Raw genomic sequence first — 15,620 nt, forward strand, 5'->3', positions numbered from 1 at the left:
GGCAAGGTTACAGAAAAACCCCACGCTTCCTCCTGAAGGTGGGGTTTTTTGTCGCCTGTCGTTTTTGACGAATTCGGGCGACTGCGCAGTGCGGATGACTTCAGGCGAAGAGGCGCTGCGCGTGAATGCCCAGGCCCGTCGCCACGCTGGCGAGGCGGTCGCCGAACACCGGTTGCGCGTGCGGGAATGCCTCGGCGAGCGCCTGGGTCAGGAACAGCAAACCCGTCGAACCGCCCGTGAAATACAGCGCGTTCACGGCGCCCGGCGCCACACCCGCCGCCTGCACGGTTTCGCGCGCGGCTTCCACGATGCGGCGCGTTTCCTCACGGCCGGCTTCCACCAGTTGGGCGTCGTCGAAGGCGAGCCGCAGGTCGGTTTCCACCTGCTCCAGATCGATCATCGTCTGACCGCCCGCCGACACGCCAATCTTCGCTTCCTCCGCATGCGCCGCCAGCGCATGCCCCAGACGCCAGTCGACCACGCGCATCAGTCGATCGTGATGCGCGGCGTCACTATATAGATGGCGCATGAGCTTGAGTTCGGCCGCGCGCTTGGGCGTGTAGACCGTGTTGATCAGATGCCAGGTCGCCAGATCGAAATAGACGCGGTTCGGCACTTCGCGGCCTTCCGGATCCAGCGACTGATAGCCGAGTTCGCGCAGGATCGTCGCCAGTTCGACGCGGCGGTCGAAGTCCGTGCCGGCCACGTGCACGCCGTGATGCGCGAGCACGTCGTCCTTGCGGGCGAGGCGCGACATGCGCTGCGGCCCCACGCGCACGAGCGAAAAGTCCGACGTACCGCCGCCGATGTCGGCCACCAGCACCAGCCCCTCTTCCGTCAGGCGCGACTCGTAATCGAACGCCGCCGCGATCGGCTCGTACTGGAATTCGATCTCCTTGAAGCCCACCGAGCGCGCCGCCGCTTCGAGCTGATCCTGCGCGAGCTTGTCGGCGCGCGGATCTTCGTCGACGAAAAACACCGGGCGGCCCAGCACCGCGCGCGTGAGACTCGCGCCCGCGCAGCGTTCGGCGCTGCGTTTGAGGTGATCGAGGAAGATCGCGATGATTTCCGTGTAGCGGATCGCGCTGCCGTCGCCAAGATCGGTCGTGCTCTCCGCGAGCGGCGAGCCGAGGATGCTCTTCATCGAGCGCATCAGACGCCCGTCGAAGCCGTCGATATAGGCTGCCAGCGCCGCGCGGCCGAATTCGCGCGTGTGCTCGTCGGTGTTGAAGAACACCGAGGTCGGCAGCGTGGTCTGCGCGCCTTCGACCGGCGCGAGGCGCATCGCGTCGCCAGGTGCCGCGCCCGGCAGCGCCACGGCCGAGTTGGAGGTGCCGAAGTCGATTGCGCAGAAGGGTTGCGCGGCAGCGTTCGACGCTGAATTCGAGGCGGGATGCGGGGAGGCAGTCAAGGCGGGGCTCATGGCGGGGGTCATGGCAACGCCGCGCGGCACGTCGCACGCGGCATTACGGAAGGCTGGGAGGACCGGCTTTGTATCACGAAAGCGCGGCGCGGAGCAACCGCAAGGACGGGGTTCGGCCCCGCAAATAAAACGCGCGGCCCGTGCCGCGCTGCGTGTCACTCCGGCCGCCCTGCGTCTGCTGCGGCTGAACGCCCCGAAGTCCTGCGAGTGCCGGGAAACCGGCCAGCTTGGCCGCGCTCAAGCGTGCTCAAGCATGGCTCAGGCGCGCTCAGCCCTTGAACGGCTGCTTCCAGGCGTTCGCGTAAGCGATATCGCCCACGCTCGCGCGCGTGCGCTCGGCCTTCTCGCGGTCGCGCAGGACCGGATCGAGCTTCTCGGCGTCGCCGTAATGGCCGATCGAGATGATCGCGAGCGGCTCCACGTCGTTCGGCAGACCGAATTCCTTGCGGAACGCGTTTACGTCGAAACCGCTCATCTGGTGCGCGGCGAGGCCGAGCGCGTGCGCCTGCAGCACCAGCGACATCGCCGCCGCGCCCGCATCGTACTGCGCCGTGCGGTTCACTTCGCCCTTGGCGTTGAGCGTTTGCGCCGTCACCGCCACCAGCACGGGCGCCGGTGCGTTCCACTGCTGATTGAAGGGCACGAGCGTCGCGAAGGCGCGTTTGAACGCCGGCTCATCGGCCGTGCGGTCGAACACGATGAAGCGCCACGGTTGCAGGTTGTAGCCCGACGGCGCCCAGCGCGCGGCCTCGATGACCGCGTGCAGATGCTCGCGCGAAACCGGCTCGTTCGAATAGGCGCGCGGGCTCCAGCGGCCGGCGATCAGTTCGTGGATGGGCACGGCTGTCGGTGCGGGTTTTTGCTTCGTCATGCCTGATGTGTCCTTGTTGGCGGGCGCTCGCCCGGGGCTCACAGCATACCCGCGCCGCGTGAAACGCGCTGAAACGGCGAAGGCGGCGCACGTGCAGCCGCCTTCGCGTGATCGACGCATTATCCGCAAGCCCCGCTGCGCGGACTCAGGCCGTCTGCGCGCCCGCCGTGCGCGGCGCGCGGTTGATGCGCAGCACGAGGAACGAGGCGATCAGGCACAAGCCGCCCGAGATCATCGACGCCACCGTGTAGGTGCCGAGGCTCGAGCGCAGCAGCCCCGCGCCGAACGCCGCGAACGCCGCGCCCAGTTGATGGCCCGCGACCACCCAGCCGAAGATGATCGGCGCGCGCTCCTTGCCGAACACGTCGGTGGCGAGGCGCACGGTCGGCGGCACGGTCGCAATCCAGTCGAGTCCGTAGAACACCGCGAAGATCGGCAGACCGAAGAAGTCGATGCCGAACGCGTGCGGTAGATAGATCAGCGAGAGCCCGCGCAGACCGTAGTACCAGAACAGCAGCACGCGGCTGTTGAAGCGGTCCGAGAGCCAACCCGAGAGCGTCGTGCCGAACAGGTCGAAAATGCCCATCGTCGCGAGCAGCGACGCGCCCTGCACTTCCGTCATGCCGTAGTCGCCGCACATGGCGATCAGGTGCGTGCCGACATAGCCGTTGGTGCTCGCGCCACAAATGAAGAAGCTGAAGAACAGCAGCCAGAAGTCGCGCGTGCGGCTCGCCGACGCGAGCGCGCCGAACGCCAGCTTGATCGGATTCTGCTGCGGCGCGGGCGGCGCGACCGGCGCGTCGGGCTCTTCGCCGAACGGACGCAGCTTCAGGCTGGCCGGGCGCTCGGGCAGCAGGAACGCGACCAGCGGCAGCACCACGGCGGCGGCCGCCGCGACGACCAGCACGACGAGCTGCCAGCCGTGCTTTTCGGCGATCGCCGCGAGGAACGGCAGGAACACGAGCTGGCCCGTGGCCGAACTCGCGGTGAGTATGCCCATCGCGAGGCCGCGATGCGTCGTGAACCAGCGCGTGACGACCGTCGCCGACAGCGACAACGCCGCCACGCCGGTCGAGCCACCGACCATCACGCCCCAGATCAGGATCATCTGCCACGGATGCGTCATCAGCGCTGACAGCGCCACGCCCGCGCCCATCGTGGCGAGCGCCGCCAGCAGCGTCGGCCGCACGCCGAAGCGCTGCATCGCCGCCGCCGCAAACGGCCCCATCAGCCCGTAAAGCGCGATGTTCACCGAAATCGCCAGCGAGATCGTCGCCCGGCTCCAGCCGAACTGATGCTCGAGCGGGACCATCATCACGCTCGGCGTTGCGCGCGTGCCGGCCGCCGCCAGCAGCACCAGAAACACCACCGCCACCACGAGCCATCCATAGTGGAAACGCCCGCCGACCCATCTCGCTGCCCAGTTCATCCGTGCTCCACGTTCGTTGTTTGGCTTGAATCGTCCGCTGATCTGCGTCTTGCCGATCGACCGGATTGTTACCGCTCGGTCACAAGTGTGTTGCGATAGTAGTGACCGCTCGGTAACATGTCAAGCATGTCCCTGACGACGAGATGTCCTGCCATGTCCACGCGCCACCCCAACCCGACCGATCCCGCCATCGCCGCGCCCGCCAAGGCCGCCGCGCGCGCGGGCCGCTCGCGCACCCAGACGGCCGGGCCGCGCGCCCAGGAGCACCTGCTTGCCGCCGCGGACGAATTGTTCTACCGCGAAGGCGTGCGCGCCGTGGGCGTCGAAGCCGTGGTCGAGCGCGCGGGCGTGAACAAGATGAGTCTGTACCGGCAATTTTCGTCGAAGGACGATCTGGTGGTCGCGTATCTGAAGCGCTGCGACGTGCGCTTTTTCGAGCGCTTCGACGCGAGCGCCGCGAAGCATCCGGGCGAACCGGCGAAGCAGTTGATGCAGGCGTTCGAGGATCTGGCGGCGCGCGCGTCGGCGCCCGACTATCGCGGCTGTCCGTTCGTGAACGTGGCGGCCGAGTTTCCCGATCCGGCGCATCCGGCGCGGCACAGCGTGGCCGATAACAAGACGCGGCTGATCGCGCGCCTCACCGAACTGGCGCAGGCGGCGGGCGCGACCGACGCGGCGTCGCTCGCGAACGAACTGGCGCTGCTGGTCGAGGGCGTCTACGCCGCGAGCCAGACCTACGGACCCGGCTGCGGCCCGATTCAGGCGGCGCCGCGCATGGCGAAACTGTTGATCGAAGCGGCGTGCGCGCCGGTCGCCTGATCTCGCGCCAGCCTTCAACCCGCGCGCCCTTCGCCGCAGCGGGCGCACGAACCGCACCGGTAAAATGCCGCGATGACCGATACATCCGATACACCCGATACCGCCAACACCACGCCTGACCCGGCGCACCCCGAGCGCGCCGCCATTCTCGACGCCACGCGCCACTGGCTCACGCGCGCGGTGATCGGGCTGAATCTCTGCCCGTTCGCGAAAAGCGTGCATGTAAAGGGCCAGATCAGATACGCGATCAGCGACGCGACCGATCTGGAAGGTGTGCTAACCGATCTCGAAACCGAACTGCGCACGCTCGCGGACAGCTGCGCGGAGGACATCGACACGACGCTGCTGATCCTGCCGCACGCGCTCGCCGATTTTCTCGACTACAACGACGCGCTCCATTTCGCCGATCTGCTGCTCGGCCAGTTGCGTCTCGACGGCGAACTGCAGATTGCGAGCTTTCATCCGCAATATCAGTTCGAGGGCACGCAGCCCGACGACATCGAGAACTACACGAACCGCGCGCCCTATCCGATCCTGCACCTGCTGCGCGAGGCGAGCATCGAGCGCGCCGCCGACGCCTTCCCGGACGCCGCCGACATCTACGAACGCAATCAGGAAACGATGCGCCGCCTCGGTCTCGAAGGCTGGCGCGCGTGGATGAGCCAGCGCGACGACCAGTAAGTCGTCCTGCCGATCAGGTGACGATCCCCACGATCACCTGAAATCGCGCAGATAGCGCGGATAACGCACATAACGCACAGCGGCCCGTCAGCACGGGCCGCGCGCGCCGCGCTTACGCTTCCTCGGTCGCCTGAGCGGGCGACGCCTCGCCGTCGTCGACGAAGAAACGCTCGCGCAGCTCGGCAATCCCGAACGTGTCGAGCAGTTCGTTGAGCCGCTCCGCCGGCCGGCGCCGCGGCAGATTCTTGTACTGCGCCACGATGAGCTCGTTCTTCATCGAGTGCTCCCAGCCCACCAGTTCCGTCACGCTCACCTGATAGCCGTGCGCCTCCAGTTGCAGGCAGCGCAGCACATTGGTGATCTGGCTGCCGAACTCACGCGTATGCAACGGGTGACGCCACACTTCCGTGAGCGCCTGGCCGAGCGACTTGCCCTTGTTGCGACGCAGCACGCCCGCCACTTCGGCCTGACAGCACGGCACCACGACGATATGGCGCGCGTGCTTCTTGAGCGCGAAGCGCAGCGCGTCGTCGGTGGCGGTATCGCAGGCGTGCAGCGCCGTGACGATATCGACCGTGGACGGCAGTTGCGTCGACGTGATCGAGTCGGCCACCGAGAGATTCAGAAACGACATCCCCTTGAAGCCGAGCCGCGCCGCCAGTTCCTCCGAGCGCTGCACGAGCTCGTCGCGCGTCTCGATACCAAAGATGCGCGAGTTGTCGCACAGACCCTTGAAGAACAGGTCGTACAGAATGAATCCCAAGTAGGACTTGCCCGCACCGTGATCGACGAGCGTGACGTCGCGGCCATCCTGCTTGAGGTCGTTGAGCAGCGGCTCGATGAACTGGAACAAGTGATAGACCTGCTTCAGCTTGCGGCGGCTGTCCTGGTTCATCTTGCCGTCGCGCGTCAGGATATGGAGCTCCTTCAGGAGCTCGATCGACTGATTCGGACGGATTTCGTAGGTCTTGCTGGACATCGGGACAAAAAAAGATGAGTAGCGTCATTTACCGCGAAACGTGCGGCAACCGACAGAGCGATGCAAATAGATCTGTCATTTTACGGAAAAAGCAGCACGAGGCCGCGAACCTGATAGCGGTCCATTCGTCATATGGTTGTAGCGTCCGGCACGCTGACCCACGTCCGGATGACAGGGAGGGGTTGATTAAAAAAGACACGGTGAGCCTCGCGCCGCCGATGTCCAGAAAGGACCATTTTTGGGGCGCGACCAACCGGCAAAGTACCGGTTATGCGCGCATGGGAGGTCGCTCCGGGTCCGCCGGCAGCGATAAATCAGGTATGACGCAGATCCCCGCTGCGCGAAAACGCACGGCGCTGCGCGACCTTGCATGGGGCATGCAATGAACACGATACCCGACGGTAACGCTGAGCAAAAATTCCAGGAACTGCTTGCCAGACTCGTTGAAGTGCCCGAGTGGACGGAAAAGCAGCAACTGGAGCTCGAAATGGCGCGTGACATCTCGGTCGAGATGCTGCGTCTGGCCGAGGAGATGCGCGACGGCGCGGCAGATCTCGAGAATTGCCTGATCCTGCTGAAGTACGCCAAAGTGCTCGATTTCGTGATGTCGGCGCTCGCTGCACGGCGCGACATCAAACCCCAGACTTTACGGGTGATCTTCAAACTCGCCGGCCTTGCCGTGGACGAGGCCTATCCAGGTTAGGTGCGACACGCGGCATCGCAGGCACGGAAAGCGGGCGAATTCGCCTGCTTTCCGCGGTCCGCCTTGAACGCGGGACCGGTGAATGATCCGTGCATGGCATCGGACGCCGCGCCGATGCGCCCGCCTGCCCTATCGAGCCGTTCGCGCCACGCGACGGCTCTTCACCCGCTTTTTGCGTCGCGCAGGCGCTTATCCACTCTTTCGCTCCTCTTTCGTCTTCGAACGAGCCGGCGAACACGCGCGCCGCACGTCAGTCCTTGCGCACCTTCAAGCGCCACAGCGACGTCATCTCAGCCGCACGCGCCCGATAGAGCGGATCGGTCGGATCGCTGGCTTTCGGGTGACGCGGACGAATATCCTCGCGCCCGGCCACTTCCAGCCCCGCCTCGACGATCATTTCCACAAGCGCCTCGCGCGTACGCAGACCGAGGTGTTCGGCGAAATCGGAGAGGATCAGCCAGCCTTCGCCGCCCGGCTCCAGATGGTCCTTGAGGCCGCCGAGAAAGCCACGCAGCATGCGGCTGTCCGGATCGAACACCGCGTACTCGATAGGCGACGCCGGGCGCGCGGGCACCCAGGGCGGATTGCAGACTACCAGCGGCGCGCGGCCCGCCGGGAACAGATCCGCCTCGACCACTTCCACGCGCTCGCCGTAGCCCAGACGATCCAGATTCTCGCGCGCGCAGGCCAGCGCGCGGGCGTCCTGATCGGTCGCGACCACCTGCTTCACGCCGCGCGCGGCGAGCACCGCCGCGATTACGCCGGTCCCCGTCCCGATGTCGAACGCCTTCTCTTGCGACGGCAGCGGCACGCGCGCGATCAGATCGAGATACTCGCCGCGCACCGGCGAAAACACGCCGTAGTACGGATGAACGTGCGCCCCGCCGAGCGCGGGAATCGGCACGCCCTTCTTGCGCCATTCGTGCGCACCGATCAGGCCGAGCAGTTCGCGCAGCGACACCGCCGACGGCTCGCCCGTGGACGGGCCCCAGGCTTCCTCGCAGGCGAGCTTCGCATCAGGCGCGCGGCGCAGGGCGATTTCGTAGTCGCCTTCGATCGGCAACAGCACCATGCCGAGCGTGCGCGCGCGCTGCGCCTGCGCCTGACGATGCTGATGAAACGCTTCGAGCGGCGTGGCCGGCGGCTTGGGCGCGCCCTTCTTCGGCTTGCGTTCGGCGCGGCGCGCCATGGCCTGCAGCAGTTGCCGCGCGTTCTGGAAGTCGCCGCGCCAAAGCAGCGCGGTGCCTTCGCAGGCGAGGCGGTAGGCGGCGTCGGCCGTGGTCGTGTCGTCGGCGATCACCACGCGCTTCGGCGCGGGCACGCCCGCCTCCGAACGCCAGCGGACGGTGCGCGGGCCGTCCGTGTCGGGCCAGCTCAAGGTGGGAAAGTCGGTCATAGGATTCGAATGCTCAAAGGCGCGCCGCAACGAGGCGGCGCAAGACGCGCGCCATCATATAGCAGAGCGAGCGGCCGCGTTCCGCGCGGCGTACCGGCCATGGCGTCATGGTGGGCACCGCGCAACATGGATGCATCATCGCGCAGCGCCACGCATCCGTCGACTCGGCCGAATGGCATAGGCCGAAAGGCAGGGGACGGCCCCGCGCCCCGCCAGTACAATGAGCGCCGATCCGCGCAACGGTGCCTCGCGCCGCAACGAGAACATGTCCGAGACCGCTCCACCGCGAAGCGCCGAAAGTGCACCAGACGCATCCAGCGTATCCCGCGCGCGACGCACGAAGAATCGCCACGCCAAGCCCGGCCTCGATGCGAACTTCTACGCCGAACTGCTGCACATCGCCGGCCTGCGCGAAAGCACAGCGGCGGGCAAGACCGTGGTCGCGCGGCGCGATGGCGCGCAACGCCAGCCGGGCGCGCTGATCGAACTGGCGGTCGCGGCCATGGCGGCCATCGAAGCGCGCGAGGCAAGCGGGACGCCCGAACAGGCCGTGCTGAGAACGGCGCTGCGTCTGTGCATCGCGTGGCTCGGCCGCCTCGTGTTCCTCAAGCTGCTCGAAGCGCGCCTGCTCGCGCTGCACGACGGCGAAAGCGCGTACGCGTTTCTGCGCAGCGCGCGCATCGGCACCTTCGCGCAACTCGACGCGCTCTGTCGCGACGTGTTCGGCGACGGCGCGGGCCACACGCACCTGCCGCGTTTCGATGGCGCGATGTTCGAGTCCGCTGATCTCGCGACGCTCGCCATCGGCTTCAGCACGTTGCCGGACGACGCGCCGCTCGCGCCGTTCGAAGCGACCGTGCTCACGCCCTCGCCCGCCGCGCCTGCGCGCAACACCGTCACCTATCTGCTCGATTTCCTCGACGCGTTCGAATTCGGCTTCGATACCGGCACGCCGACGAACGCGAGTGCGCCGCGTCGGCAACGCATCGACACCGCCACGCTCGGGCTCGTCTTCGAGAAACTCAACGGCTATCGCGACGGCGCGTGGTACACGCCGGGCCGCGTCGCCATGATGCTGGCGCGCGCAGCCGTCACGGGCGCGGCGCTCGGCCGGTTCAATCAGATCGAAGGCTGGCGCTGCACGACGCTCGATCAGCTATCCGAACGAATCGAACACGACACGCGCCACGAAGCCGCGCGCACGATGCTCGCCTCGCTGCGCGTGTGCGATCCGGCGGTCGGCACGGGCCATCTGCTCGTCTCGGCGCTCGACGAACTGATCGCGCTGAAAGCCCGTCTGCGGCTGTTCGACGACATCCCCGGTCACGCGCTCGCGGGCCTGCGTGTCGACGTCGCCGACGACCGGCTGAGCGTGACGCTCGCGCACGGCGTCGCGCCCAACCGCGAGCAGCAGCGCCGTATCGACGCCGCGCTGTATCGCGAGAAACGTGCGATCGTCGAGCAAAACCTCTTCGGCGTGGATATCGACGCGGACGCGCTCGGCATGGCGCGCCGGCGTCTCGCGTTCGAACTGCTCGCGCACGCCGCGTACGACGACGCGGGCCGCTTCGCGACGCTGCCGGATCTCGCCGCTAATCTGCGTCAAGGCAATGCGGTGCTGAGCCGCGTGATCGACAGCGACGACGCGCAGAGCCCCGCGCAAGACTTCGACTGGCGCGCCGAATTTCCCGCGCTGCGCGACGCGCACGGCGCATTCGCGGGCTTCGACGCCGTACTCGCGAACCCGCCCTACGTCGACTCCGAACGCATGATCAACGAAGGCCAGCGCGCGCTGCGCGAGCAACTGGCGCGACGCTGGCCGAGCGCGCGCGGCAACTGGGATCTCTACATCGTGTTCATGGAGTTGGGCCTCGCGCTCACGGCGCCCCACGGCACGATGGCGTTTCTCACGCCCGACAAGTGGCTCGCGAAGCCGTTCGGCGCGGCGTTTCGCGCGCGCCATCTCGATGCGATCGAGCGCGTCGTCGCGCTGGGCCGTGGCGTGTTCGAGCACGCGCTCGTCGATGCGATCGTCACGGTGTTCCGGCCCGCGGGTTGCGCCAGCATCGAAACCGCGCGCCTCGATCAGGACCTGCTGACGCCGCTCGCACACGCGCCCAAACGCGACCTCGACGCACCGTGGACGCTCGATGCGCTGCTCTCGCCGCATTACGCGTTCGTGCGCCGGCTCGCGCACGCGCACGGCACGCTCGGCGAGTTGATCGCGTGCGAAAACGCCTGCGCGACCTCGGATGCGTATGCGCTCGCGCCTTGCATCGACGAAGCGCGCGGCGCGTTCGATGCGCGCCGCCACTATCGCGTCGTGAATACCGGCACGCTCGGGCGCTACGTGTCGCGTTGGGGCGTGAAGCCAATGACCTATCTCGGGCAGCGCTACGCCGAACCGGTCGTCGAGCGCGAGCGCTTCGAAGCGGCGTTCGCGAATCGCTATCGCGCGAAGGCGGCGGCGAAGAAAGTGATCGTCAAAGGGCTCACGCATCTCGATGCGACGCTTGACCTCGCGGGCGACACGATCCCCGGCAAGACCACGCTGATCCTTCGCGCTGACGACGACGCGCTGCTCAAATTCGCGGCGGCCGTGCTGAACTGCCCGCTCGCGGCTTTCGTCACGCGCGCGCGTTTCGGCGCATCGAGCTACAACGGCGGCGTAGCCTTCACGAAGGCGATGATCGATGCGATTCCCGTGCCGCGCGACGAGAGTGCGCGCGCGGACGTGGTGAGGCGCGTGGATCGCTTGCTGGCAGCGCTCGGTTCCGTCGATGACGCGCCGCGCAGCGACGCGCTCGCGCGCGAGATCGACAGCGCGCTTTACGCGGCGTATGGGCTGGAGAAAAACGAGATCGCGCTGATCGAAGGCGATAGACGAGGCATGCGCCAGCGCGCCTGAAAAAGAAAAAGGGTTACAGCGTGTGCGCTGTAACCCTTTCTCGAACTGTTTTGGTGCCGGCTGCAGGACTCGAACCCGCCACCTGATGATTACAAATCAACTGCTCTACCAGATGAGCTAAGCCGGCGTAGCCCGTGATTCTACTTCATTTCACGATCTTGAGGTGACCCTTACCGCCTTTCGCGGCACCGTCGTCGCCGGTTTCACCCTTGCCGCTCTTCGTCGAGGCGGCAGATGCATCCGACTCGTCGGTCTCGCCCGGCACGGCAGCAGGCGCCACGCTCGGCACCGCCGTCGGTCCGGCTGCCGGCGCCGTCGCGGGCGCAACCGTTTCCTCGTGCTCGTCCTGTGCGGAAGGCAGCACGTCGTTCGCGTCGCCTGCCGGCGCTTCGACCGGGAACGCCATGCCCTGGCCGTTCTCGCGCGCGTAGATCGCCAGCACGTTCGACACCGGCACTTCGATCTTGTGCGACTTGCCGGAGAAACGCGCGTGAAACTCGATCATTTCATTGCCCATCTGCAACTGGCTCGTGGCCTCGAAGCTGATGTTCAGCACGATCTCGCCGTCGCGCACGAACTGGCGCGGCACCCGCGTGCGGTTGTCGACCCGCACCGCGATATGCGGCGTGAAGCCGTTGTCCGTGCACCACTCGTACAGTGCGCGCAGCAGATACGGCTTGGTGGAAATCTCTTGCATCAACAGTCCTCTGACGAGGCGGCCCGCCCGCGAGCAGCGCGCCACCTCCGGTTTGCAACGGCGGCGGCCGGCTTAGCGGCGCATCACCTTTTCCGACGGCGTCAGCGCTTCGATGTAGGCCGGACGGCTGAAGATACGCTCGGCGTACTTCATCAGCGGCGCGGCGTTCTTCGAGAGTTCGATGCCGTAGTGATCCAGACGCCACAGCAGCGGCGCGATCGCGACGTCGAGCATCGAGAACTCTTCGCCGAGCATGTACTTGTTCTTCAGGAAGATCGGCGCGAGCTGCGTGAGGCGGTCGCGGATCGCGAGGCGTGCCTTCTCGTGATTCTTCTCGGCGGCCTTGCCCTTCTCGTTTTCGAGCGTGCTGACGTGCACGAACAGTTCCTTCTCGAAATTGAGCAGGAACAGGCGCGCGCGCGCACGCTGGACCGGATCGGCCGGCATCAGCTGCGGATGCGGGAAGCGCTCGTCGATGTACTCGTTGATGATGTTCGACTCGTACAGAATCAGGTCGCGCTCGACCAGAATCGGCACCTGACCATACGGGTTCATCACGGCGATGTCTTCCGGTTTGTTGAACAGGTCGACGTCGCGGATTTCGAAGTCCATGCCCTTTTCGAACAACACCAGCCGGCAACGCTGGGAGAACGGGCAGGTAGTGCCGGAGTACAGAACCATCATGATTTACATTTCCTCAATAAACCCAAAAGGCCGGCGGGCAAAAACACCGCCTGAGGCTTAGCAGCCGTCAGACGGTGTTTCGTGACACCGGCCCCACGTCGGTCAGAACGTGCCTATTTGATATCTTTCCAGTACGCGGCGTTCAGTCGCCACGCGAAAAAGCTCAAGACGCCGAGGAACAGCAGCACCCAGACGCCGAGCTGCTTGCGGGTTTTCTGCTCCGGTTCGGACATCCAGCCGAGGTACGCCACCAGGTCGGCCACGGCAGAATCATAATCCACCGGCGAGAGCTTACCCCGCGTGACCTGTTGGTACCCCACAAAGCGGCGGACTTTTTCCCCGGATTCTTCGTCCACCGTGTCTTCGAACTTCGCGGTGCGCACGCCCTGCAATTCCCAGAGCACGTGCGGCATGCTCACGTTCTCGAACACCATGTTGTTCCAGCCGGTCGGACGCGTGTCGTCGCGGTAGAAGCTGCGCAGATACGTGTACAGCCAGTCGCGCCCCTTCGCGCGCGCTTCGACGGAGAGGTCCGGCGGCGCCACGCCGAACCACGCCTTGGCGTCGTCCGGACGCATGGCGATGGACATCGTGTTGCCGACCTTGTCCGTCGTGAACAAGAGATTATCTTCGATCTGCTTTTGCGGAATGCCGAGATCCTGCAACCGGCTGTAGCGCATCAGACTCGCACTGTGGCAGTTCAGGCAATAGTTTACAAACAATTGCGCGCCATGTTGCAGCGAAGCAAGATTTTCGCCGTTATCGGGTGCGCGGTCGAGCGGAATGTTTTCCTGCGCCGACACTGTTCCGACCCCCAAACCCGTTCCCACCATCGCGCCGCACGCCATCGCGAGCGCCGCGACGCCCCGCCGAACCCCGCGCGACAGGCCGAACGACCGGTTGCGCGACAAGCCGCCCGCCCGCGCGAGCGTCGAAAAGAGAGATGCCATCGTCATGTCTTCCTCGCTCGCAAGTTAATGGGGCTTGAACCGCACGCGCTCGGGCGGCTGCTTGAACGTGCCAAGCGGCGTCCAGAACGGCATGCCGAGGAAGAACGCGAAGTAGATCAGCGCGCACACCTGCGCGATCAGCGTGGCCGCTGGCGACGGCGGCCGGGTGCCGAGAAAGCCCAACGTAAGGAAGGCGGCCACGAACACGCCGAGGAACACCTTGTGGAAAAACGGCCGGTAGCGGATCGACTTCACCGGCGCACGGTCCAGCCACGGCAGGAAGAACAGCGAGATCACCGCCGTGCCCATCACCACCACGCCCCAGAATTTCGACTCGGTGAAGGCCATCGCCAGAATCACGAGCACCGCCAGCACCGGCAGACCCGCGCGCCATTTGCCGCGCGCGCGCACCAGCGCGAACAGGCCGAGCAGCCCGATCACGATCATCAGCACGATCTTGAACGGGTCGGTCGTGGCGCGCAGCATCGCGTAGAACGCCGTGAAGTACCAGACCGGCGCGATTTCGGGCGGCGTCTGCAGCGGATTGGCCGGGATGAAGTTATTCGCTTCGAGGAAGTAGCCGCCCATTTCCGGCGCGAAGAAAATGATCGCCGCGAAGATCATCAGGAAGATGCACACGCCCATGAAGTCGTGCACCGAGTAGTACGGATGGAACGGGATGCCGTCGAGCGGAATGCCGTTCGCGTCCTTCTTCTCCTTGATCTCGATGCCGTCCGGGTTGTTCGAGCCCACCTCATGCAGTGCGACGATATGCGCCACCACCAGCCCGAGCAGCACGAGCGGAATCGCGATCACATGGAACGCGAAGAAGCGGTTGAGCGTGACGTCCGACACCACGTAGTCGCCGCGAATCCACAGCGAGAGATCCGGGCCGATGAACGGAATCGCCGAGAACAGGTTCACGATCACCTGCGCGCCCCAGAACGACATCTGCCCCCACGGCAGCAGATAGCCGAAGAACGCCTCCGCCATCAGGCACAGGAAGATCGCGCAGCCGAAGATCCACACCAGTTCGCGCGGCTTGCGGTACGAACCGTACAACAGCCCGCGAAACATGTGGAGATACACGACCACGAAGAACATCGACGCGCCCGTGGAGTGCATGTAGCGGATCAGCCAGCCCCACGGCACCTCGCGCATGATGTACTCGACCGAGGCGAACGCGAGCGTCGAGTCGGGTTTGTAGTTCATCGTCAGGAAGATGCCCGTGACGATCTGGTTCACCAGCACGAGCAGCGCGAGCGAGCCGAAGAAGTACCAGAAGTTGAAGTTTTTCGGCGCGTAATACTCGGAGACGTGCGCTTTCCACGTCGCGGTCATCGGAAAACGCTTGTCGATCCAGCCCGCGAGGCCCGTCGTCTCCACCACCTGTTTTTCTTGTCCCGTGGCCATCACGCTTCTCCTTTTTCGTCCTTGCCGATCACGATCTGCGTCGGTGACGTGAACATGTAGCGGGGGATGTCGAGGTTCTGCGGCGCGGGCTTGTTCTTGAACACGCGGCCGGCGAGATCGTAGGTGGAGCCGTGACACGGGCACAGGAAACCGCCCGGCCAGCTGTCGGGCAGGTTCGGCTGCGGACCTTCCTGGAAGCGCGGCGTCGGCGTGCAGCCCAGATGCGTGCACACGGCGACGGCCACGAGAATGTGCTGATGCTCGGCGCGCGAGCGGTATTCGTTCTTGCAGTAGTCCGGCATCGGGATCGAAAACGGATGCTCGGAATCGGGATCGGCCAGTTCGGGATCGGCCTTCTTGCAGTCCGCCAGCATGCGGTCGGTGCGGTTGAGAATCCAGACCGGCTTGCCGCGCCAGGCGACCGTCATGAGCGAACCGGGTTGCAGACCGCTGATGTCGACTTCGACGGGCGCGCCGGCAGCGCGTGCTTTTTCGGATGGTGCAAACGAGCCTACGAAGGGTACGACAGTGGCGACGCCTCCTATGCCACCTGCTACGGACGTCGCAATCAGCCAGGTACGGCGGCTGCCATCGACGCGGTCATTTTCTTTGTCTCGCATCACATCGCCCCACTTCTGAGTTGGATTTATCCGTCATGCCGTTGCTT

Annotated in this window: 15 protein-coding genes and 1 tRNA gene; 5 read left to right on the forward strand and 11 right to left on the reverse strand. The window is 65.7% G+C overall.

Translation table 11 applies throughout. The features are described 5' to 3' along the window. Positions 1-100 precede the first annotated feature (100 nt). The 3 genes from G5S35_RS12905 to G5S35_RS12915 all read right to left on the reverse strand — a co-directional run bounded on the left by G5S35_RS12905 (position 101) and on the right by G5S35_RS12915 (position 3,723). Positions 101-1,411 (reverse strand): Hsp70 family protein, encoded by a 1,311-nt coding sequence (locus G5S35_RS12905; RefSeq protein WP_065062812.1) that lies wholly within the window; start codon positions 1,409-1,411, stop codon positions 101-103. Between the two features lie 280 nt (positions 1,412-1,691). Continuing rightward, positions 1,692-2,294 carry a nitroreductase family protein gene (locus tag G5S35_RS12910; protein WP_065062648.1) on the reverse strand — a complete coding sequence of 201 codons (603 nt, stop codon included), beginning with the start codon at positions 2,292-2,294 and terminating at the stop codon, positions 1,692-1,694. A 145-nt stretch (positions 2,295-2,439) separates the two neighbouring features. Beyond that, positions 2,440-3,723, reverse strand: coding sequence for an MFS transporter (locus G5S35_RS12915; protein WP_183038361.1), 1,284 nt, complete (start codon positions 3,721-3,723; stop codon positions 2,440-2,442). 153 nt (positions 3,724-3,876) lie between these two features. Here G5S35_RS12915 and G5S35_RS12920 point away from each other — a divergent pair, with 153 nt between their 5' ends. Both G5S35_RS12920 and G5S35_RS12925 read left to right on the forward strand, forming a co-directional pair. Continuing rightward, a complete protein-coding gene (locus G5S35_RS12920) occupies positions 3,877-4,542 on the forward strand; it encodes a TetR/AcrR family transcriptional regulator (protein WP_183038362.1) in 666 nt (221 codons plus the stop codon). Between the two features lie 72 nt (positions 4,543-4,614). Continuing rightward, complete coding sequence (locus G5S35_RS12925) at positions 4,615-5,223, forward strand: DUF1415 domain-containing protein (RefSeq protein ID WP_183038363.1); 609 nt, start codon at positions 4,615-4,617, stop codon at positions 5,221-5,223. Between the two features lie 112 nt (positions 5,224-5,335). Here the strand turns inward: G5S35_RS12925 and G5S35_RS12930 are convergent, their stop codons facing one another. Further along, entirely contained in the window at positions 5,336-6,202 is an 867-nt protein-coding gene (locus tag G5S35_RS12930; protein WP_124261832.1) for a class I SAM-dependent methyltransferase, read from the reverse strand. 14 nt (positions 6,203-6,216) lie between these two features. Between G5S35_RS12930 and G5S35_RS12935 the strand changes: the two genes are divergently transcribed. Together G5S35_RS12935 and G5S35_RS12940 are read left to right on the forward strand one after the other, a co-directional pair. Continuing rightward, positions 6,217-6,588, forward strand: a complete 372-nt coding sequence (locus G5S35_RS12935; RefSeq protein ID WP_124261833.1) for a hypothetical protein — start codon at positions 6,217-6,219, stop codon at positions 6,586-6,588. After that, positions 6,585-6,905, forward strand: a complete 321-nt coding sequence (locus G5S35_RS12940; protein ID WP_065062658.1) for a DNA-binding protein — start codon at positions 6,585-6,587, stop codon at positions 6,903-6,905. Before G5S35_RS12935 ends, G5S35_RS12940 begins: the two co-directional genes overlap by 4 nt. Positions 6,906-7,155: 250 nt before the next feature. Here G5S35_RS12940 and G5S35_RS12945 read toward each other — a convergent pair whose 3' ends face one another. Beyond that, positions 7,156-8,301, reverse strand: a complete 1,146-nt coding sequence (locus tag G5S35_RS12945) for a methyltransferase (RefSeq protein WP_065062662.1) — start codon at positions 8,299-8,301, stop codon at positions 7,156-7,158. 265 nt (positions 8,302-8,566) lie between these two features. On the opposite strand from G5S35_RS12945, the gene G5S35_RS12950 reads away from it, so the two are divergent. After that, on the forward strand, positions 8,567-11,209 hold the full coding sequence (locus tag G5S35_RS12950; RefSeq protein ID WP_183038364.1) for a type IIG restriction enzyme/methyltransferase: 2,643 nt from the start codon (positions 8,567-8,569) through the stop codon (positions 11,207-11,209). A 51-nt stretch (positions 11,210-11,260) separates the two neighbouring features. On the opposite strand, the gene G5S35_RS12955 is transcribed toward G5S35_RS12950, so the two are convergent. The 6 genes from G5S35_RS12955 to petA all read right to left on the reverse strand — a co-directional run bounded on the left by G5S35_RS12955 (position 11,261) and on the right by petA (position 15,573). Beyond that, positions 11,261-11,336, reverse strand: a tRNA-Thr gene (locus G5S35_RS12955). An 18-nt stretch (positions 11,337-11,354) separates the two neighbouring features. After that, entirely contained in the window at positions 11,355-11,906 is a 552-nt protein-coding gene (locus tag G5S35_RS12960) for a ClpXP protease specificity-enhancing factor (RefSeq protein ID WP_110328896.1), read from the reverse strand. A 72-nt stretch (positions 11,907-11,978) separates the two neighbouring features. Beyond that, positions 11,979-12,590 carry a glutathione S-transferase N-terminal domain-containing protein gene (locus G5S35_RS12965; RefSeq protein WP_027797364.1) on the reverse strand — a complete coding sequence of 204 codons (612 nt, stop codon included), beginning with the start codon at positions 12,588-12,590 and terminating at the stop codon, positions 11,979-11,981. 113 nt (positions 12,591-12,703) lie between these two features. After that, positions 12,704-13,438 carry a cytochrome c1 gene (locus tag G5S35_RS12970; protein WP_074987173.1) on the reverse strand — a complete coding sequence of 245 codons (735 nt, stop codon included), beginning with the start codon at positions 13,436-13,438 and terminating at the stop codon, positions 12,704-12,706. Between the two features lie 126 nt (positions 13,439-13,564). Beyond that, positions 13,565-14,953 (reverse strand): cytochrome b, encoded by a 1,389-nt coding sequence (locus tag G5S35_RS12975; protein WP_183038365.1) that lies wholly within the window; start codon positions 14,951-14,953, stop codon positions 13,565-13,567. Next, positions 14,953-15,573 carry a ubiquinol-cytochrome c reductase iron-sulfur subunit gene (gene petA, locus G5S35_RS12980; RefSeq protein ID WP_065062668.1) on the reverse strand — a complete coding sequence of 207 codons (621 nt, stop codon included), beginning with the start codon at positions 15,571-15,573 and terminating at the stop codon, positions 14,953-14,955. The genes G5S35_RS12975 and petA overlap by 1 nt, the downstream gene beginning before the upstream one ends. Positions 15,574-15,620 lie beyond the last annotated feature (47 nt).

This window comes from Paraburkholderia tropica, from assembly GCF_014171495.1.
Lineage (GTDB): Bacteria > Pseudomonadota > Gammaproteobacteria > Burkholderiales > Burkholderiaceae > Paraburkholderia > Paraburkholderia tropica.